Origin of the sequence: Nonomuraea mesophila (genome assembly GCF_004352805.1) — a bacterium.
Taxonomy (GTDB): Bacteria; Actinomycetota; Actinomycetes; order Streptosporangiales; family Streptosporangiaceae; genus Nonomuraea; species Nonomuraea longispora.
In genome coordinates, this window is the sequence record NZ_SMLD01000023.1 from 1 (window position 1) to 19,608 (window position 19,608).

Genomic DNA, 19,608 nt, shown 5'->3' on the forward strand with positions numbered 1-19,608 from the left:
TTCCGAACCCGGAAGTTAAGCTTCTCTGCGCCGATGGTACTGCACTCGGGAGGGTGTGGGAGAGTAGGTCACCGCCGGACAATCTTTGTGGGGGGTTCCACGCCTAGGGCGTGGAACCCCCCTTTTTCTGTTTCCGGCGTCAGGTGACGGCATCTGCCAGAAGCGGTTCGATCCGGTGGGGGATCTGGGTGGACAGGGCGATGGTGGAGTCCGTGCGTTGCACGGCGGGGGACGTCAGAATGTGGGCGATGATCTCCTGAAGGTGTTCCGTGGTCCTGGCGACGACCCGGCACAGCAGGTCGTGTTGTCCGCTCGTCCCGTGCACTTCCAGGATGTGTGGCACGGCGCGTAGCGCATCCACCGCTTCCTCCAGGCGCCCCTGCGCGATCTGCAGCCAGACGAACGCCAGGATCGGATAGCCGGCCTCGCTCGGCGAGACGGTGGGGCCGAAGTCCTCGATGACGCCCCTGGCGGTCAGTTTCTCCACCCGGGCCTGGACCGTGCCCCTCGCCACCCCGAGCAGGCGGGCGAGTTCGGTCAGGCCGATGCGGGGATGGGCTCGCATGGTCACGAGCAGGCGGGCGTCTAGATCGTCCACAAGGGAGTCCTCCGCGACTGTGCGATTCGACCAGGAATCGGGTGATATGGCATGCGGGAGCTAGCGTATCGCTCAGCCAAGCTGGTCGCTCTTGCCAGCGAAAGCGGGACTTGTTGTCATATGGGACATGTTTGAGGAAGCTCAGTATTTCGCCCCAGTCGAGGCACAAGCAGATGGCTCCGTGGTCGTCGAGCTGTCCGCTTCGCACCCGGGGTTCGCGGATCCGGTGTATCGGGCACGGCGCAACGCCATCGCCGGGTTGGCGGTCAACTACCGGCCGGGGACGCCCATTCCGGTCGCGGAGTACACCGAGCAGGAGCACGAGGTATGGGCGACGGTCACCAGGGAGCTGGGGATCAAGCACGCGAAGTACGCCACGGCGGAGTATCTCGACGGCGCCGCCAGATTGGGCCTGCCTCAGGACAGGATCCCGCAGCTGGAGGAGGTCTCGCAGCTGCTGGAGCCGCTGACCGGCTTCCGCTATCTGCCGGCGGCCGGTCTGGTGCCGCTGCGTGATTTCTACGGCGTGCTCGCGGATGGGTTCTTTCACTCGACGCAGTACATCCGGCATCATTCCGTGCCGTTCTACACGCCGGAGCCCGACGTCATCCACGAGGTGATCGGGCACGCCAACGCGCTCGCCAACTCCCGGTACGCCGCCCTCTACCGCCTGGCGGGCCAGGCCGCACGGCGCGTCGAGGGGGAGGAGGCGCTGGAGTTCGTGTCGAAGGTGTTCTGGTTCACGATGGAGTTCGGGGTCATGCAGGAGACCGGCGAGCTCAAGGCGTACGGGGCGGGAATCCTGTCGTCGTACGGGGAGATCGAGGAGTTCCGCGGCATGGACATCCGGCCACTGGACCTGTCCGCCATGGGCACCACGCATTACGACATCACGAAATATCAGGACGTGTTGTTCCGGGCCGAGTCGGTCCAGCACCTGGAAGATGTCGTCGGCGACTTCTGGGCCACCTGTGACGACGATTCCATCGCGAAACTGGTCACCGCCGCTTCCGTCTAGCGCTGTGACGGCATGATCAACGGGCTGGGGTGGCGGTCAGGCTTCGAGGGTTGACGTCGCCCTGTTGCCGGTGAGGCGACGTCGACGGTGGTGCTGGAACCGACGCTGGTGCGTGTGTCGTGGCATCATGATCGGCCGGTGTCCGTGGCCCCTGCCTCCGATCGGACGGGGAGCCGGCGGGCGAAACGGCTCATGAGGGCTCGACGATCTGCTGGAACTTGTCGAGCACCGCACGAGGGTCGCCGTTGGGGCCGACGGCGGTGCCCAGTTCGGCGGCCACCGTGCCGCGCAGCTCGGCCCACACCGGCTGCGAGGTCGGGTCGAAGCGCGCCTTGGCCACCATGTCGACGATGGGGCTGATCTTGGGGTCCTCGCGCATGATCGCCGAGGCGGACGACGTGGTCGGCAGCAGGCCCTCGACCTTCAGGTATTCGGCGTAGTTGTCGGCCTGGTAGAAGTAGTCGAGGAACTCGCGGACGAGCTGCTGGTTGCCGTCCTTCTTGAAGGCCATCAAATAGTCCTGGATGCCGTGGGTGGCCGGCTCGGCGCCGTGGTTGGTGGGGTGCGTCGCGGTGCCGTAGTCGACGTCCGACTTCTCCACCTGGTCGAGGAAGGCGCGGGTGCCGAAGGAGGCGTACACCATGGCCGCCTTGCCCTGGGCGAACAGCGGCCAGGTGCCGTCGGGACGGTTGGTCTGGCCGGGGTTCGGCTGGGTGTAGCCGTCCTGGGTCAGCGACTTGAGGAACTGCAGGGTCTCGACGGCGCGCTCGTCGTTGACGGTCCACTTGTCACCGGTACGCCAGTCGCCGCCGTTGGACCGCATCCAGGTGCCGAACTCGTAGTCGCCGGCCTCGGCGCCGAGCGCCAGCGCGTACGGCACGTAGCCGCCGGGCAGCGCCTTGATCGCCTTGACCGCCGCGCGGAACTCCTCCCATGTGGCCGGGGGCTCGTCGAGACCGGCTTCCTTGAGGATCTTCTTGTTGTAGTACAGGCCGTTGACGGTCGCGACGAACGGCAGGCCGTACTGGACGCCGTCGAAGGAGGCGTTCTCGGCGAAGGACGGCAGGAAGTCCGACAGAACCTCCTTGGAGACCACCTCCTCGGCGCGGTAGAGCAGCCCGGCCTCCGCGTAGTCGGCGAACACGTTGATGTTCAGGACGTCGGGGAACTGCTTGGTCTGCACCATGGTGTTCACCTGGCTCTGCAGGTTTCCCCAGTCGATCACTTGCAGGTCGACGTTCTTGCCCGGGTGCTCCGCCTCGAAGGAGGCGATCAGCTTGTCCCAGTAAGGGCGGGTGCCCTCGGTGTACTGGGCGACGACCAGCTTGATGGAGTTCTGGCCGCCGTCCGCGCCGCCCGACCCGCCGCCGCACGCGGCCAGCGCGAGCACGAGACCTGCGAGCGCGACCAGAGCGCCGAGCCGTGGTCTGGTTCTGGAGGTCATCTCACACCGATCTTTCTCGTTGTCACTTGGTGCTCCCGGCGGTCAGGCCGCTCACCAGATGCTTCTCGATGAACGCGAACAAGATCACCGCCGGCACGATGGCCATCAGCGCCGCGGCGAAGAGATACTGGTAGTTGGTCTCGTACAGGCCGATGAACTGCTGGACGCCGACCGTGAGAGGCACGCGCCCGCCGGCCGGGTCGTTGAAGAGCGTCAGGGCGATGACGAACTCGTTCCACACCTGGATGAAGGTGAAGATCATCACGGTGACGAGGCCGGGCGCGGCCAGCGGGAGGATCATGCGGAGCATGATCCGGAACTTGCCGAGACCGTCCATCATGGCGGCCTCGTCGATCTCGACCGGGATCGCGCTGAAGTGGGCGTGCAGGATCCACACGGCGAAGGCGAGGTTGAAGGCCGAGTTGATGGCGATGATCACGCCGTAGCTGTTGATCCCGTCGATGAACACCGCCTGCCGGTACAGCCCGATGAGCAGGGCGACGGCGGGGAACATCTGCGTCACCAGGATCACGCTGAGGAACGCGGTGCGTCCCCTGAACCTCATGCGGGCCAGCACGTACGCCGCCGGTGCGGCCAGGACCAGCACCAGTACGGTGGACGCCAGCGCGATCGTCAGGCTGACGCGGAAGAGGTCCGCCAGCGGGATGCGCCGCCACACGTCCGCGTAGTTGGACCACGCCCAGGTCTCGGGCAGGTAGTCGGCCGGCACGGCGAACAGTTCGGCGTCCGTCTTGAGCGAGCCGAACAACATCGCGGCGTAGGGCGCGATGAAGAACAGCGCCACCGCGAACCCGACCACCGGGAGCACGACGGGACGGATCCGCCGCCACCCGCGCCCCGCCCGCGCGAGCGCGGCCGGCCGTCCGCGGCGCCGCCCCGGCGCCGGGCTCCTGGAGGGCCGGGCGGTCGGACCCGCCTGGCTCGCGACCGGCGCACGCTCTGGAACGGCGGGCGGCAGAGCGGCGGGTGACGGAGTGGTGGGTGACGGAGTAGTGGTGGGTGACGGAGCGGAGGGCGTGCTGCCCGCCGAGGGATCGCGGTGGGGCCGCAGCACCAGTACGAAGGCCAGGATGAGCAGCAGCAGGAAGGCGACGTTGAGCACGCCGAGCGCCGCCGCCTCACCGGCGTCGAGCTGTGCGGTGAACGCGATCTTGTACAGCCACGTCACGGTCGTGTCGGCGTGGTTGCCCGCCGTCTTGCCCATGATCACCCAGATGACGGTGAACGCGTTGAAGACGTGCAGCATATTGAGGACGAGGGCGATCATGACCGACGGCCGCAGGATCGGCAGCGTCACCCGCCGCCAGGTCGCCCACGCGCTCGCGCCGTCGATCCGCGCGGCCTCCAGCACGTCGTGCGGCACCGTCTGCAACCCGGACAGCAGCACGTACGTGGTGAACGGCATCGAGGTGATGATGCCCACGGCCATCACCGAGTACAGCGCCGTGGCCGGATCCTTGTACCAGTCGACGGGCGCGGAGATGATCGACAGGTCCATCAGCAGCCGGTTGAGCAGGCCGTTGCCGCCCTCGTAGATGAAGCGCCACACGGTCGCCGTCATCACCAGCGACGTCGCCCACGGCACCACCAGCGCGAGCCGGACGAGCTTGCGGCCGAAGAAGTCCTTGGCCAGGAACTGCGCCAGCGCGAGCGAGAGCAGCATGGTCAGTCCAACGACGAACACCAGCCACAGCAGCGTGTTGCCGACGACGAGGCCGAGGGCGTCCTCGCTGAGCAGGCGGGCGTAGTTGTCCAGCCCCGCCATCCCCGTGACCAGCCCGATTCTGCTGATGTCGAGGAAGGACATCCAGACCATGTAGAGGGCGGGGAATCCGATCACACCTGCGATGAGCACCGTGCTCGGCGTCAGCCAGCGCCATGGCACGGTGCGCCGCCACAGGTCCGCGGCCCGGCCCGCCAGTCCGGAGTCCGCGCGGGGGGTCGCCGTCCGGGTGCTCATCGGGGATTTCTGAGATTGGCGGTCCAGGAGTCCAGCGTCGCCTGCCACTCCGCGGGCTCCTCCGGCCTGCCGGGCACTCCCGGCCGACGCTGCCAGGGCAGCGGGCCGGACTCGCGCCGGTACTCGACCCCGATCGCGTCCAGGCGCGGCAGGTGCGCCTCCATGCGGCGGCGGAAGTCGGCCAGGTCCCGCTCAGGCCCCGACCAGACGGTCTCCGCGAAGGCCGCCAACCGGGGGAAGGCCATGTAGTCGACGTGACGGGTGGAGTCGATCAGCTCGGTCCAGATCCCGCACTGGGCGCCCAGGACTCGTTCCGCGGCCGGGTCTCCGCGCAGCTCGGCGGGGACGGGCTCGAAGGCGTAGACGTCCTCGAGCGTGAGCACGGTCCTGAACGGCAGCGGCTCGTCCTCCAGTGGGCTCTGCCGGTAGTCGAGGTAGACGGCGGTGTTGGAGCAGTTGATGACGTCGTGACCGGCGCGGGCGGCGGCCACCGCGCCCACGTCGGTGCGCCAGGCGGCCACCACCGCGCCCGGCGCGAGCCCGCCCTCCAGGATCTCGTCCCAGCCGACCAGGCGCCGGCCGCGCTCGGTCAGGTAGGCGTCGAACTGGTGGATGAACCAGCTCTGCAGCTCGTCCTCGTCGCGCAGCCCCAGCTCGGCGATCCGGCGCTGGGCCGACGGGCTGGCCCGCCACTGGTCCTTCGGGCACTCGTCCCCGCCGACGCACACGTACGGGCTGGGGAACAGCTCCAGCACCTCGTCGAAGACGTTCTGGAAGAACGTGATCGTGGCGTCCTCGACGTTCAGCACGTTGGAGCCGACCCCCCACGTGGTGCCCACGCCCAGCGGGGTGTCCAGGTTGCCCAGCTCCGGGTAGGCGGCGATGGCCGACTGGGTGTGGCCGGGCAGGTCGATCTCGGGCACGACCGAGATGTGGCGGCGCGCGGCGTAGGCGACGATCTCCCTGAGGTCGTCCTGCGTGTAGTAGCCGCCGTGCGGCCGGCCGTCCATCTCGCCCATCCAGCCGACCTGGCTCTCCTCGCGCCAGGAGCCGATCTCGGTCAGGCGCGGGTAGCGCTTGATCTCGATGCGCCAGCCCTGGTCGTCGGTCAGGTGCAGGTGCAGGACGTTCAGCTTGTGCAGGGCCATCAGGTCGATGAAGCGCAGCACGTCCGCCTTGGTCATGAAATGTCGGGCCACGTCGAGGATGGCGCCGCGCCAGGCGAAGCGGGGCTCGTCGGCCACGTGCACGGCGGGCAGCTCCAGCGCCTCGCCCGTCCCCGACCTTCGGAAGGCGTGGGGCGGCAGGAGCTGGCGCAGGGTCTGTGCCCCGTAGAAGGCCCCTGCCGCCGATCCGGCGTCGAGCGTGACCCCGTCAGGGGCGACGGTGAGCCGGTAGCCTTCCGGCGGCAGGTCGTCGCCGAGAGCGAGCCTGATCGCCGGTCCCGGGCCGCCCGGCGGCAGCAGTTCGCCTCCGGTCACCGGGGCGAGCTCACCGCGCAGCCAAGCCGCGACCGGGCCGAGCACCGGGTCGGCGGTGAGCGCGGTCTCCCTGCCGATGACGAAACGGCCGGGACGCGGCTCGTACCGCGAGGGCTTGGGGACGATCATCGACCGGTCCCCTCGGAACGGACCGGCGCCGGGACGCGGGCGCTTCCGGCCTTCCCCACGTGCACGAACGGCATCGGCTCCACCTTTCTCAGACTTACGAAGGAGCGCTTCATTACTAGCACCAGCCCAGATCACGGGTCAATGCGCATTGCTGCGCGAATCTTGCACTCCCGGTCGTCTTTGCGCACTCGGCTGCTGGCATAATGAAGCGACTTCCACAGGAAACCTGCGTTAGGACGGACGATGGCAGCCCCACTTCGCGGCGGCGACCTGTCACGGCTCAGGCAGCTCAACGCCCTGGCCGCGGTCGGGACGCTGCGCAGCGCCGGCCCTCTGACGCTGTCGGCCCTGGCCGAGCGCACCGGCCTGTCGCGCCCCTCCACGAAGGAGGTCGTGGACGAGCTCATGCGGCTCGGCTGGGTCGAGGAGACCCCACCCGCCCAGGGTACGATCGGCCGGCCCGCCCGCCGCTACCGCTTCCGCGCGACGAGCGGTCACCTCGTGGGGCTCGACATAGGCGGTCACAACATCCGCGCCGCCCTGTCCGACCTGAACGGCGAGATCCTCGCCGAGACCCGCCAGCCCGTACAGCCGGACACCCCCTTGGACGAGCGGCTGGCCGCCATCGAGCGGACGGTCGCGAGCTGCCTGGCGCTGGCCGGCAAGACGATCGACGACGTGTGGATCGTCGCGGCCGGCACCATCGGCGTGGTCACCCCGGAGGGACGCATCCGCTACTGCGCCGCGATCCCCGCCTGGACCGGGCTCGACCTGGCCGGGCACCTGCGCGGGATGTTCCCCTGCGAGGTCCTCGTCGAGAACGACAGCCGCCTGGCCGCCAAGTCCGAGGCCGTGCGTGGCGCCGTACGGGACGCGAGCGACGTGGTGTTCCTGCACGTCGGCCGGAGGATGGGGGCGGCGGTCATCATCGGCGGCAAGGTCCACCGCGGCTTCGGCGCCGCGGCCGGAGAGATCGCGATGCTGCCGCAGGCGCAACTGTTCGACGCCTCGGAGCACCTGCAGAACTGCCCGGTCATCCCCGAGGACACCTCTCCGGCGGACGCCGCCGGCTACACCCTGGCCGCCGCCCGCGCCGGCGACCCGGTGGCGCTCGCAGCGGTCGAACGGTACGTGGACGACCTGGCCGTGGGCACCAGCGCGATGGTCCTGCTGCTCGACCCGCAGGTCGTCGTCCTCGGCGGCGGCTTCTCCCGCTCGGCCGACGTCCTGCTGCCCCGGCTGCGCGAACGCCTGGAGCGCGCCTGCATCCGCCCGCCGGAGCTGCGCGCCTCGACGCTGGGGGACGAGTGCGTGGTCACGGGCGCCATCGACTACGCCGTCGCCCACATCGACGACCGGCACTTCACCCCGGACGTCCCCCTGCCCACCTCGCGCTGACCACGGATCTCCGGCACCGGACGTGCGTCTCCTCCGGCGGCCGGGCTCAGGTGCCGTCCTGCGGGTGAACCGCTCGTAGCAGGTCTAGCGGCGGGTTGTGAAATGTCGTGATAATGCTCGGATGATCGCGCTTGGGGCGAGGGCGATGTCACGACTGGCCATCGTCCTCGCCCTGCTCCTGCCGCTGGTGTCGATGCCCCGTCCCGTGGTGCACACGACGATCCGCGCTGCGGTGCCCGCCGTGCTGGACGTGACGGCGTCGTACGAGGTGCGCCGGGCGCAGCGGGGGCGGTTGGAACAGCGCCCGCGCGAGGGGAGCCTGCCCTCCATCCCCGCCCGCAAGATCACCAAGAGGCTCGACCGTTACCTGCGGGGACGTCCTGGGCCGGTCACGGCCATGGTCAAGGAGCTGCAGACCGGGCGGGTCTACCGTTATCACCCCGGCGAGCGGCTGATCACGGCGAGTACGGCCAAGGTCCAGATCCTCATGGCGCTGCTGCTCGCCACTCCGTGGAAGAAGCTGCCCGCGGCCGTCAGGCGCGACGCCGACCTGATGATCCGCTACAGCGACAACCGCGCCGCGGACCGCCTGTGGTTGCGCATCGGCGGGGCGGCCGGGTTCACCAGGGCGGGGAAGAAACTGGGCCTGAGGCATACGCAGGGCGTACCGGGCGACTGCGTCGACCTGTATTGCTGGGGAATCACCAGAACGTCCGTGGAGGACCAGATCCGCCTCATGCAGGCGCTGGTGTCCGGCAAGAGTCCGCTGAGGGCCGGGGACCGTAAGAAGGTGCTCGACCTCATGAGCCGGGTCGTCGACGGGCAGGACTGGGGGATCAGCGCCGCGACGTGCCGGGATGAGCGCGCGGCGCTGAAGAACGGCTGGCTCAGGCGCGTGTCGAACAAGCGCTGGGCCACGATCAGCGTGGGGCTGATCAGGGGTGACGGCCGCGACTACGCCGTCGCCGTGCTCACCGAGGGCAGCTCGGAGGTGGGGCAGGGCATCGAGACCGTCGAAGGCGTCACCGAGCGCATCATGCGGGATTTCCGGAGATGCCCGGGGTGACGAGCCGGTAGCCCACACCGCGTACGGTCTGGATGAGCTGGTCGTCCTCGTCGCCCAGCCGCGCGCGCAGCCGTTTGACGTGCACCGCGATCGTGTTCGTCGACGTGGTCGCCGTGGCGTTCCACACGTGACGCATGATCTGCTCGCGGGTGACCGTACGGTCGGCGTTGCGCATCAGATACTGCAGCAGCTCGAACTCCCGCAGCGGCAGGTGCACGGTACGTCCGCCCACGCGCACCTGGTAGGCCTGTACGTCCAGCTCGACCCCGCCCACCGCCAGCACCTTGCGCGACTCGGGGGAGGCCGCCTGGATGAACGGCAGCAGTTCGGGCACCCGGTAGGGCCTGGCCACGCAGGCGGCCGCGCCTGCCGCGAGAGCGCGTACGGCCTGCTCGGCGTGGCCATCCCCGACGCCGAGCAGCACGGGTACGGCCCGCGCGAGGCGTACGGCGCGGACGAAGTCCACGGCGTCGATGACCGGCAGCGTGGCCGCGACGAGCACCACGTCGGGCTGCAGGGCACCTGCCTGCAGCAGCCCCTGAGCGCCGTCGGGCGCGCCCGTGACGGCCACGCCCTCACGTTCGAGGGCGGCGGCCAGGGCGTCCACGACGGAGCCGTCAGGGTCGGCGATAAGCAGTACGGGTTGAGTCCTCGTGTCCCCGTTCATCGTGGATGCCGTCTGCTGTCGGGTCATCAACCGAAGCGTCCCGTGATGTAGTCCTCGGTGGCCTTCTGGGACGGGTTGGTGAACATGCGGGACGTCTCGTCCATCTCGATGACCTTGCCGGGTTTGCCCTGCTCGGCCAGGTTGAAGAAGGCGGTCCTGTCGCTGACCCGGGCGGCCTGCTGCATGTTGTGGGTGACGATGACGATGGTGTATTCGTCCTTCAGCTTGGCCATCAGGTCTTCGATGGCCAGCGTCGAGATGGGGTCGAGCGCCGAGCAGGGCTCGTCCATGAGCAGCACCTGCGGTTTGACGGCGATCGCCCGCGCGATGCAGAGCCGCTGCTGCTGCCCGCCGGACAGGCCGGCGCCGGGTTTGCTGAGGCGGTCCTTGACCTCGTTCCAGAGGTTGGCGCCCTTCAGCGACTCCTCCACGGTGTCGTCGAGCTGCGCCTTGCCGACGCGGCCGTTGAGCCGGAGGCCGGCGGCGACGTTGTCGTAGATCGACATCGTGGGGAACGGGTTGGGGCGCTGGAAGACCATGCCGATCATCCGGCGTACGGAGACGGGCTCGACGTTGCTGCTGTAGAGGTCGTCGCCGTCGAGCAGGACCTTGCCCTCGACGCGCGCGCCGGGGATCACCTCGTGCATACGGTTGAGGGTGCGCAGGAACGTCGACTTGCCGCACCCGGACGGGCCGATGAACGCGGTGATGGAGCGCGGTTCGATGGTCATCGACACGTCCTCGATCGCTTTGTGCGACCCGTAGTACGCGTCGAGGCCCGAGACCTGGATCTGCTTGGACATATCTGCGGTTACCCCCTATCGGCGCCTGGCGGGTGAACGCCACCAGGCGATCAGACGCGCCACCAGGTTGAGCAGCATGACGATCAGGATGAGTGTGAGCGCGCCGGTCCACGCCCGGTCGATGGCGGTGTCGTTGGGACGCGCCGCCTGGTCGAAGACGTAGAGGGGCAGACCCATCTGCGGCCCGGTGAACGGGTCGTTGTTGATGGAGTCGGTGAAGAACACCGTCAGGAGCAGCGGCGCCGTCTCGCCCGCGACCCTGGCCACGGCCAGCATGACGCCCGTGACGATGCCGGTGAACGCGGTCGGCAGCACGACCTTGAGGATCGTGCGCCACTTGGCCACGCCCAGCGCGTACGACGCCTCCCGGAGGTCGTCGGGCACCAGCCGGAGCATTTCCTCGGCCGATCTGACCACGGTCGGCATCATGAGGATCGACAGCGCCATCGCGCCGGCGAAGCCGGAGTAGGGCATGCCGAGGAACAGGATCCAGAACGCCAGCACGAACAGGCCGGCGACCACTGAGGGGATGCCGGTCATGACGTCGACGAAGAAGCTGATGGCCCGGCTCAGGCGGCCGCCGTTGCCGTATTCGACGAGGTAGATCGCGGTGAGCAGCCCGATGGGGACGGAGATGAGCGAGGAGAGCAGCACCTGTTCGAGGGTGCCGATGATGGCGTGGTAGGCGCCGCCGCCCGCGTCGCGCGCGCCGATCCCGCGCATCGAGTGGGTGAGGAACGTCAGGTCGAAGCGCGCCAGGCCGTTGCTGATCACCAGCCAGAGCACGGACACGAGCGGCACCACGGCCAGCGCGAACGCCAGATAGACCAGCCCCTGGACGATACGGTCCTTGATCCGGCGGCCGGTTGAGATGTGCTGGATGGTGGTCATGTGTCGGCCTTCATGAACTCTTTGCGCCGGTTGATGATCATGCGGGCGGCCATGTTGACGAGCAGGGTGATGATGAACAGCACCAGGCCCGAGGCGATGAGCGCGCCGCGGCCGATGTCGCCGGCCTCGCCGAACCCGTTGGCGATGTTGGCGGCGATGCTGTTGCCCTGCGGGGTGAGGATCTGCACGCTGATGCCGAACGTCGCCGGGAAGATCAGCGCGACCGCGATCGTCTCGCCCATCGCCCGGCCGAGGCCGAGCATCGCGGCACTGATCACGCCGGGCCGGCCGAACGGCAGCACCGCCATGCGGATCATCTCCCAGCGGGTCGCGCCGAGGGCCAGCGCGGCCTCCTCGTTCATCTTGGGGACCTGCAGGAACACCTCGCGGGAGATGGCCGCGATGATCGGCAGGATCATGATCGCGAGTACGATGCCGCCGGCGAGCATGGTCTTGCCGCCGATGGCGCCCTCGCCGGCGAACAGGGGGAACCAGCCGAACGTGTCGTTGAGCCACTGCGACGGCTCCCTGAGCAGCGGCACCAGGAAGGCCACGCCCCACAGGCCGTAGATCACGCTGGGCACCGCGGCGAGCAGGTCGATGAGGTAGCCGAGAGGCCCGGCCAGCCGGCGCGGCGCGTAGTGGGAGATGAACAGCGCCACGCCCACCGCGATGGGCGTGGCGATGACGAGGGCGAGTGCCGAGCTGAGCACGGTGCCGAACGCCAGCGCGCCGATGCCGAACACCTGGCTGCTGTTCGGGTCCCACGTCAGCTCGGTGAGGAAGTTGCCCTTGTTGGCCTGGAGCGCCGGGATGGCCTCGCTGATGAGGAAGACGGCGATGGCCGCCATGATCCCCAGCATGACGATGCCGGCCCCGGTGGACAGGAAGCGGAAGGGCCCTTCACCATGGCTGCGCCGAGAGGCGGACCGGCTCGTGGCCGGTCCGCCTTCACGGATTTCCGTTTTGATGGTCATCGGCTCTTAGGAGATCGCCTCGACAGCGGAGCGGACCTTGGTGAGCAGCTCACCGGACAGCGGGGCGTAGCCCAGTTCCTTCAGCGACGCCTGGCCCTCGTCGCTGGCGGTGTAGGTGAGGAACTCCTTGACCAGCTTCGACTCCTCGGCCGGCAGGCCCTTCTCGCAGGTGATCTCGTACGTCACCAGGACGATCGGGTAGGCGCCCGGCGTCTTGGTGGCGTAGTCGATCGACAGGGCGAGGTCGTTGCCGGTGCCCTTGACCTCGGCGGTCTCGACGGTCTTGGCCGCGCTCTCGGGGGTCAGTTCGACGAACTCGCCGGAGCCGTTGGCGACCTTGGCCTTCTGGAGCTGGGAGTTGTCGGCGTACGACATCTCGACGTAGCTGATCGCGCCCTCGGTGTCCTTGACCGAGGAGGCGATGCCGTCGGAGCCCTTGGCGCCCTGGCCCTTCGCCTCGGCGGGCCAGGCCTTGGCGGCCTCGTACGGCCAGTCGGCGGTGGCCTCGAGGAACTTGGTGAAGTTGTCGCTGGTGCCCGACTCGTCGGCCCGGTGGAAGGCCTGGATCGGCGTGGACGGCAGCGTGGCGCCGGGGTTGTCGGCCTTGATGGCCGGGTCGTCCCACTTGGTGATCGTGCTGTTGAAGATGCCGCCGAGCGTCTTGGGGGACAGTTGCAGCCCTTCGACGCCGGGCAGGTTGTACACGACCGCGACGGGGCCGGTCACCATGGGGATGTTGATGGCCTTGCCGGTCTTGCACCGGGCGTCGGCCTTGGCGGGCTCGTCGTCCTTCAGGGCCGAGTCGGAACCCGCCAGCGCGACCGTGCCCTGGATGAACGCCTGGATGCCCGCACCCGAGCCGCTGGGCTGGTAGTTGATGCTCACCCCGGAGTTGTTGGCCTGGAAGTCCTTCTTCCACTGGTCGATCGCGTTGGCCTGGGCAGAGGAGCCCGCGGCGTTGATCGTGCCGCTCAGACCGCTGTCTGCCGCGGCCTCGGTGGCGGCGGTGGCGCCGGTGGCCCCGGTGTTGTTGTCTGTGCCGCACGCAGCGAGCGAGAGCGCGCCGACGAAGGCGACGGCGGCGAGCCGGCCTGCATACTTCACGGTTGGGTTCCTCCCACTTGATCCTCAGTCGCCATGAAGCTATGCAGCGAAGGTGACTCAGACCCCTAACAAGGGTGAACGTTCGGTGAACGCACCAGGTCACCCTCATGATGGGAGCTATGACGTATCGCGTATGCCTTGTGTGCATGGGCAACATCTGCCGTTCGCCGATGGCGGAGGTGGTGCTGCGCCGGACGCTCGCCGAGCGCGGGCTGGGCGACCGGGTCACCGTCGAGAGCGCCGGGACCGGGCGGTGGCACGTGGGTGATCTCATGGACGAGCGGGCGCTCGACATCCTGGCCCGGCACGGTTACGACGGCTCGTCACACCGGGCCCGGCAGTTCGCGGGCGACTGGTTTGCCCGTTATGACCTGGTTTTGGCTATGGATCGGGACAACCTGTCCAATCTGCGGCGGATGGCTCCGTACGAGGTGGAGGTGCGGCTGTTCCGATCGTTCGACCCTTCCGCGCCGGAGGGGGCAGAGGTGCCCGATCCGTACTACGGGGGGCCGGAGGGGTTCGAGGACGTGCTGGCGCTGGTCAAGGCCGCATCCGAGGGCGTGGCCAAGCACATAGCCGATGAGATCGGCCGATGAGACTGATTGACGACCTCGGCTCGTCACACGGCTGGCGGCTCCACCGGGGCGTACTGGACGACGGGCGCGAGGTGTTCGTGAAGAGCGGCCGCGGACACGCCGAGCTGTTCGCCTCCGAGGCCGCCGGGCTGCGCTGGCTGGGCGAGGCGATCGCGGTGCCCGAGGTGATCGAGGCCGCGCCCGACCGGCTCGTGTTGTCATGGGTACGCCAGGAGCCGCCCGGCGCGGCGGCGGCCGAGCGGTTCGGTCGCGCGCTGGCCCGGCTGCACCGCGAGGGGGCGGACGGTTTCGGTGCGCCCTGGCCGGGGTTCATCGCCGAGTTGCCGATGGACAACGCGCCCGCCGCCGACTGGCCGTCCTTCTACGCCTCGCGGCGCGTGCTTCCGTTCCTGGAGCGGGCCGGGCTTCCGGCGCGGGAGGCGGCGCTGGTCGAGCGGGCGGCAGACCGGTTCGCCGAGGTGGCGGGTCCGGCCGAGCCGCCCGCGCGCGTCCACGGTGACCTGTGGAGCGGCAACGTGCTGTGGTCGGGCGGGTCGGGTGTGCTGATCGACCCGGCCGCCCACGGCGGGCACAGGGAGACCGATCTGGCGATGCTCGCCCTGTTCGGGCTGCCGTACCTGGATCGGGTGCTGGGCGCCTACCGGGAGGAGTGGCCGCTCGCGGAGGGGTGGCGGGAGCGGGTGCCGCTGCACCAGCTGCATCCGCTGCTCGTGCACGTGGTGTCGTTCGGGGGCGGCTACCGGGAGGCCCTGATGGCCGCGGTGCGGAGGGTGCTGGCCCTCTAGCGGCGTGGCGCGGAGGGTGCTCAGCGGTGTGGTGCGGAAGGTCGCCCCTCCAGCGGCGTGGTGCGGAAGGCCGGCCCCCTAGCCGTTCCTGCGCCGGCGGTAGGCGCGCTGCTGGCAGGCGCGTGAGCAGTAGACGCGGGGCCGGCCGGACGGAGCCGGCTCCAGCGGCCCGCCGCACTCCCCGCACATTTCGTCACGCATTTCCTCACGCCGGCGGATGAGGACCTCGACACCGTCGAGCAGCCGGCGCAGGCCGAAGTCGAAGGAGTCCTCCGGGTGGTCCCAGCCGCCCGCGGTCCACAGGCCGGAGATCGCCGGATAGTGGTCGAGGCGTTCGTAGAGCGCCTCGCGCGAGCCCCACCACTCCTGCTCCGACACTCCGCTGCGCCGCTCCTCCCGCTGGGTCTCCACGAGGACGAGTGCCTCTGCGTCGACGAACCGGCCGACCATGCCCACGACGGCGATGACCTCCGGCGGGCGCAGCGCCGTGCCGGTCAGCGTGCTCAGCAGATAGTCGTAATGGGCGACGCCGTTGGGGCCGGGAAGGTGGCGGCTGCCGCGCACCTCGGCCAGCCACGGGTGCCGCTTGCGGATCTCCCACGCGTGCCTGGCCGCGGCCTCCAGGCGGGCCCGCCAGCCTCCTGTCGCGGGTGCTCGCGGGTGCTCGCCGAGCACGTCGTCGCGCATCAGGTCGACGAGCTGGTCGCGGCCGGGCACGTGGCGGTAGAGCGACATGGTCGTGAAGCCGAGCCGGTCGGCGACCTTGCGCATCGACAGGCCCTCCAGTCCTTCGGCGTCGGCGAGCTCCACGGCGGCGCGCACGATCCTGGGCAGGCTCAGGCCCTGCCGCGGCTCCGGGTCGCCGGCCCGCCACAGCAGCTCGACCGCGTGGTCGGGGTCGTCCGCCCTGCCCCTCGCCATGTGCGCCCTCCTTGTTTATGGTGTACTACTATGTGTACGACATAAACAGCAAAGGTGGTCCGAATGTTCCAGTTCCACGTGGCGCCGTCCGGCGACGACTCCTGGCCGGGATCGGCCGAACGCCCCTTCGCCACCCTCGACCGCGCCAGGGCCGCGGCCCGAGGAAGCGACGGCGGCGCCGTCGTCCACCTTAGGGGCGGCGTGCACACGCTCGCGCGGTCCTTCGAGCTCACCGAGGCCGACGCCGGGACCGTCTACCAGGCGTACGGCTACGGCACCCCCGCGCAGGAGGAGCCGGTGATCAGCGGCGGCCGGGCGATCACCGGGTGGCGGGAGCACGACGGGGTCTGGGCGGCCGAGGTCGGCGACCTGGACACCCGCCAGCTCTACGTCGACGGGCGCCGCGCAGAGCGGGCCGCACTCCCGGGGCTGCCCGGCGAGGCCCGGGCGACCGCCACCGGCTACGTGACCGACGTGCCGCTCGGGTGGCGCAGCCCCGGGGACGTCGAGTTCGTCTTCCGGGGCGTCTACCCCTGGACGGAGGCCCGCTGCGGGGTCTCGGACGTCTCCCGCGACGGGGACGCCACGGTGATCACCATGGCGCAGCCCGCCTTCGGGTGGGCCCAGGAGCTGTACAACTCCACGTGGGAGGGGCAGTCGTCGAGCGGGCCCGGCCTGCCGACCCGCGTCGAGAACGACGCCGCCTTCCTGACCGAGCCGGGGACCTTCGTGCTCGACCGGTCGCGTCCGGGGCGGCACGTGCTGATGTACCTGCCGCTGGCCGGGGAGCACCCATCCCGTACGCGGGTCGTCGCGCCCGTCCTCGAACGCCTCGTGAGCGTCGCGGGGGCGCGTGACGTGGCGTTCAAGGGCCTGGTGTTCGCCGAGGCCACCTGGTTGCGCCCGAGTGCCGCGGAAGGGTTCCTCCACTACCACGGCACCGGCTTCTACGAGGGCGGCGGCACCGAGACGGCCGTCATCGGCGAAGGAGCGTCCGTGACGTATCCTGCCGCTTCCGTCACGGTCCCCGCCTGCGTCACCCTCGACGCCACCGAGAACGTGCGGGCCGAGGGGTGCCGCTTCACCCGGCTCGGCGCCTCCGGGCTGGGCGTCACCGGGGGCACCGCTCCGGCGGTGCGCGGCTGTACGTTCGACACGCTGTCGGGCGCCGGGATCGAGGTCTCGGGCAGCCGGGCGGCCTCGATCGAGGACAACCGGGTGCACCACATCGGGCTCGAGTTCAGCGGCGTGCCGGGCATCTCCGTGGCGGGCACGCGGGACTGCGTCGTCGCCCACAACGAGATCACCCACGTGCCGCACTGCGGGATCGTCGTCGGATCAGGGCAGGGCGCCCGGATCCTGCGCAATTACACGGCCGGCACCATGGAGGTGCTGGCGGACGGGGGCGGCGTCTACCTGTCGGGGCCGCAGGGCGACTCCCCGGACAACCAGGCGTTCGTCCAGGGGAATGTCATCGAGGACACGCGCACGCCGTACAACTTCGGGCTCTACACCGACTACGGGGCCGCGTGGGTGACGGTGGAGGGCAACGTCGTCCTGCGGGCCGACAACACGGCCGTGCTCCACGTGGGGCCGCCGCTCGAGAACGTGGTGTACCGGGGGAACTTCTGGGACCAGGATCCGCTCGGACACGACAATCCGCCCAGCGGGGTCACATATGAGGGAAATGTGACGTACAAGGATGAACGGGAGCTGAACGCGGCAACCGCCGGCATCCGTTCCGCGGCCGGTCCTAGGCGTTGAGCCGGCGGACGACCTCGTCGTGGAGGGTGCCGTTGGTGCAGACCATGCTGCCGCCCTCCAGGCTCTTCACGCCGGCCACGTCGGTCCACACCCCGCCGGCCTCCTCGACGATCACGGTGAGCGCCGCCATGTCCCACGGTGACAGCTCGGGCTCCGCCGACACTTCCACCGAGCCCTCCGCGACCATCATGTGCGACCAGAAGTCGCCGTACGCCCTTGTGCGCCAGCAGGCGCGGCCTAGGTCGAGGAAGTTGTCGAGCCGGCCCGTCTTCTCCCAGCCGCCGAAGCTGGAGTAGGAGAACGACGCGTCCTCCAGGGTCGAGACCGACGACACGGTCATCCTGGAGGCCTTGGTCAGGCTCTTGCCGGTCCACGCGCCGCCCTCGGTGGCCGCCCACCAGCGTCTGCCGAGCGCGGGGGCCGACACGAGGCCGACGACGACCTCGCCGTATTCCATGAGCGCGATCAGGGTCGCCCACACGGGCACGCCGCGCACGTAGTTCTTCGTGCCGTCGATGGGGTCGATGATCCACGACCGGGCGCCCCACCCGGTCTTGCCGAACTCCTCTCCCACGACGGCGTCGCGGGGCCTGGCACGGCGCAGGGTGCCCCTGATGGCCTCCTCCACCGCGCGGTCGGCGTCGCTGACCGGAGTCAGATCGGGCTTGGTGTCGACCTTCAGGTCGACCGCCTTGAACCGCCGCATGGTCAGGTCATCGGCGGCGTCCGCCATGACATGCGCGAGGCGAAGATCATCGTTGTAACCCTGCACGGTCGCCCACGCTACCGTGAGTCGTATACCGAACATCAGTCACCAACGTCTCTTTTCTGGTAACCGGTATCCCTTTTCCTTGTCAGCAGTAAGTACGTCATGTCGAGAGATGTCGCTGATCTTCCTCGGCCGATCCGTACCATTTGCCCACCCTTTGGCGGCGAGAAAAGGCTCAGAGGTCGTCGGGAGCGCCCTCGCGGCTGGACAGCAGGCGGCGGAGCGACTCCAGGCGTGCGGGGTCGGCGTTGCCGGCGGCCACCCAGGCGTCGAGCGCGCAGCCGTCGCCCAGGTGGGTGCAGCCCTTCGGGCACTCGACCGTGCCCTCCACCAGGTCGGGGAACGCGGCCAGCACCGTCTCCACCGACACGTGGGCCAGCCCGAAGCTGCGCACCCCCGGGGTGTCGATGATCCAGCCGCCCTCGGGCAGCTCCAGGGCGACGGCCGAGGTGGAGGTGTGGCGGCCGCGGCCGGTGACCGCGTTGACCTGGGAGACGGCGCGGTTGGCGTCGGGGACCAGAGCGTTGACCAGGGTGGACTTGCCGACCCCCGAATGGCCGACCAGGACGCTGATGCGCCCGGCCAGGTGGTCGCGCAGCTCGTCGAGCGAGCCGCCCTTGCGCACGACCACGTGCTCGACGCCCAGCGGTTCGTACAGGGCGACGAGGGGGTCGGGCGGGGCCAGGTCGGACTTGGTGAGGCAGAGCAGCGCGTCGATCTCGGCGTCGAACGCGGCCACCAGCATGCGGTCGATCATGCGGGGCCGGGGCGGCGGGTCGGCCAGGGCGGTCACGATGACGAGCTGCTCGGCGTTGGCGACGACCGGGCGCTCGATGCCGTCGGTGTCGTCGGTGTCGTCGGCCGAGCGGCGCAACATCGAGCTGCGCGGCTCCACGCGTACGACCCTCGCCAGGGTGTCGGGACGGCCGGAGACGTCGCCGACCAGGGCGACCCGGTCGCCCACGACGATGCCCTTGCGGCCGAGCTCACGGGCCTTCATGGCGACCACCAGGCGGCGCTGGGCCTGCTGCCGGCGTTTGGCGGCCGAACCCTTCGGACGCTCCGGCTCGACCAGCACGGTGTAGCGGCCCCGGTCGACGGCGACCACGAAACCTCCGACGGCGTCCTCGTGCGCAGGACGGATCCGGGTGCGCGGCCGTGACCCTCTGCCCGGCCTGACCCGTACGTCGTCCTCGTCGTACTCCCGCTTTCTCAG

General features: G+C 69.6%; 18 protein-coding genes and 1 rRNA gene. 7 read left to right on the forward strand and 12 right to left on the reverse strand.

All coding sequences use genetic code 11. From position 1 onward, the window contains the following. A 5S ribosomal RNA gene (gene rrf / locus E1295_RS11715) occupies positions 1–80 on the forward strand; the annotation flags it as partial. Positions 81–139: 59 nt separating this feature from the next. Here the strand turns inward: rrf and E1295_RS11720 are convergent. Then, complete coding sequence (locus E1295_RS11720; RefSeq protein WP_132630284.1) at positions 140–598, reverse strand: Lrp/AsnC family transcriptional regulator; 459 nt, start codon at positions 596–598, stop codon at positions 140–142. A gap of 127 nt (positions 599–725) precedes the next feature. On the opposite strand from E1295_RS11720, the gene E1295_RS11725 reads away from it, so the two are divergent. Then, the gene (locus tag E1295_RS11725; protein ID WP_132630285.1) at positions 726–1,616 is read left to right on the forward strand and encodes a phenylalanine 4-monooxygenase; all 891 of its coding nucleotides are present in this window, start codon (positions 726–728) and stop codon (positions 1,614–1,616) included. Positions 1,617–1,806: 190 nt separating this feature from the next. On the opposite strand, the gene E1295_RS11730 is transcribed toward E1295_RS11725, so the two are convergent. Genes E1295_RS11730 through E1295_RS11740 form a run of 3 tightly spaced genes read right to left on the reverse strand, consistent with a single transcriptional unit; the run spans position 1,807 to position 6,651 of the window. Further along, positions 1,807–3,060, reverse strand: coding sequence for an extracellular solute-binding protein (locus E1295_RS11730; RefSeq protein ID WP_132630286.1), 1,254 nt, complete (start codon positions 3,058–3,060; stop codon positions 1,807–1,809). Positions 3,061–3,082: 22 nt separating this feature from the next. Beyond that, positions 3,083–5,041, reverse strand: coding sequence for an ABC transporter permease (locus E1295_RS11735; RefSeq protein ID WP_132630287.1), 1,959 nt, complete (start codon positions 5,039–5,041; stop codon positions 3,083–3,085). Then, the gene (locus E1295_RS11740; protein WP_132630288.1) at positions 5,038–6,651 is read right to left on the reverse strand and encodes a beta-N-acetylhexosaminidase; all 1,614 of its coding nucleotides are present in this window, start codon (positions 6,649–6,651) and stop codon (positions 5,038–5,040) included. The genes E1295_RS11735 and E1295_RS11740 overlap by 4 nt, the downstream gene beginning before the upstream one ends. 243 nt (positions 6,652–6,894) lie before the next feature. On the opposite strand from E1295_RS11740, the gene E1295_RS11745 reads away from it, so the two are divergent. After that, the gene (locus tag E1295_RS11745; protein WP_132630289.1) at positions 6,895–8,049 is read left to right on the forward strand and encodes an ROK family transcriptional regulator; all 1,155 of its coding nucleotides are present in this window, start codon (positions 6,895–6,897) and stop codon (positions 8,047–8,049) included. 121 nt (positions 8,050–8,170) lie between these two features. Further along, positions 8,171–9,115, forward strand: coding sequence for a serine hydrolase (locus tag E1295_RS11750; RefSeq protein ID WP_246079983.1), 945 nt, complete (start codon positions 8,171–8,173; stop codon positions 9,113–9,115). On the opposite strand, the gene E1295_RS11755 is transcribed toward E1295_RS11750, so the two are convergent. Genes E1295_RS11755 through pstS form a run of 5 tightly spaced genes read right to left on the reverse strand, consistent with a single transcriptional unit; the run spans position 9,084 to position 13,557 of the window. Continuing rightward, entirely contained in the window at positions 9,084–9,809 is a 726-nt protein-coding gene (locus E1295_RS11755) for a response regulator transcription factor (RefSeq protein WP_132630290.1), read from the reverse strand. The two genes, E1295_RS11750 and E1295_RS11755, sit on opposite strands and share 32 nt — an antisense overlap. Next, the gene (pstB, locus tag E1295_RS11760; protein ID WP_132630291.1) at positions 9,809–10,585 is read right to left on the reverse strand and encodes a phosphate ABC transporter ATP-binding protein PstB; all 777 of its coding nucleotides are present in this window, start codon (positions 10,583–10,585) and stop codon (positions 9,809–9,811) included. Before pstB ends, E1295_RS11755 begins: the two co-directional genes overlap by 1 nt. Positions 10,586–10,600: 15 nt before the next feature. Continuing rightward, a complete protein-coding gene (gene pstA / locus E1295_RS11765) occupies positions 10,601–11,476 on the reverse strand; it encodes a phosphate ABC transporter permease PstA (RefSeq protein ID WP_132630292.1) in 876 nt (291 codons plus the stop codon). Continuing rightward, positions 11,473–12,453 carry a phosphate ABC transporter permease subunit PstC gene (pstC, locus tag E1295_RS11770; protein ID WP_132630293.1) on the reverse strand — a complete coding sequence of 327 codons (981 nt, stop codon included), beginning with the start codon at positions 12,451–12,453 and terminating at the stop codon, positions 11,473–11,475. Before pstC ends, pstA begins: the two co-directional genes overlap by 4 nt. Positions 12,454–12,459: 6 nt before the next feature. Further along, positions 12,460–13,557 (reverse strand): phosphate ABC transporter substrate-binding protein PstS, encoded by a 1,098-nt coding sequence (pstS, locus tag E1295_RS11775; protein ID WP_132630294.1) that lies wholly within the window; start codon positions 13,555–13,557, stop codon positions 12,460–12,462. Between the two features lie 119 nt (positions 13,558–13,676). Here pstS and E1295_RS11780 point away from each other — a divergent pair, with 119 nt between their 5' ends. Both E1295_RS11780 and E1295_RS11785 read left to right on the forward strand, forming a co-directional pair. Next, entirely contained in the window at positions 13,677–14,153 is a 477-nt protein-coding gene (locus E1295_RS11780; RefSeq protein ID WP_132630295.1) for a low molecular weight protein-tyrosine-phosphatase, read from the forward strand. Then, positions 14,150–14,938 carry a fructosamine kinase family protein gene (locus E1295_RS11785; RefSeq protein ID WP_132630296.1) on the forward strand — a complete coding sequence of 263 codons (789 nt, stop codon included), beginning with the start codon at positions 14,150–14,152 and terminating at the stop codon, positions 14,936–14,938. The genes E1295_RS11780 and E1295_RS11785 overlap by 4 nt, the downstream gene beginning before the upstream one ends. Before the next feature lie 78 nt (positions 14,939–15,016). On the opposite strand, the gene E1295_RS11790 is transcribed toward E1295_RS11785, so the two are convergent. Beyond that, positions 15,017–15,859 carry a TetR/AcrR family transcriptional regulator gene (locus E1295_RS11790; protein ID WP_132630297.1) on the reverse strand — a complete coding sequence of 281 codons (843 nt, stop codon included), beginning with the start codon at positions 15,857–15,859 and terminating at the stop codon, positions 15,017–15,019. A gap of 63 nt (positions 15,860–15,922) precedes the next feature. On the opposite strand from E1295_RS11790, the gene E1295_RS11795 reads away from it, so the two are divergent. Further along, on the forward strand, positions 15,923–17,623 hold the full coding sequence (locus E1295_RS11795) for a right-handed parallel beta-helix repeat-containing protein (protein ID WP_132630298.1): 1,701 nt from the start codon (positions 15,923–15,925) through the stop codon (positions 17,621–17,623). Here the strand turns inward: E1295_RS11795 and hisN are convergent. Both hisN and rsgA read right to left on the reverse strand, forming a co-directional pair. After that, positions 17,613–18,395: a histidinol-phosphatase gene (gene hisN, locus E1295_RS11800; protein WP_132630299.1), complete on the reverse strand. Its 783-nt coding sequence runs from the start codon at positions 18,393–18,395 to the stop codon at positions 17,613–17,615. The two genes, E1295_RS11795 and hisN, sit on opposite strands and share 11 nt — an antisense overlap. A gap of 172 nt (positions 18,396–18,567) precedes the next feature. Beyond that, positions 18,568–19,608, reverse strand: coding sequence for a ribosome small subunit-dependent GTPase A (gene rsgA / locus E1295_RS11805; protein WP_132630300.1), 1,041 nt, complete (start codon positions 19,606–19,608; stop codon positions 18,568–18,570).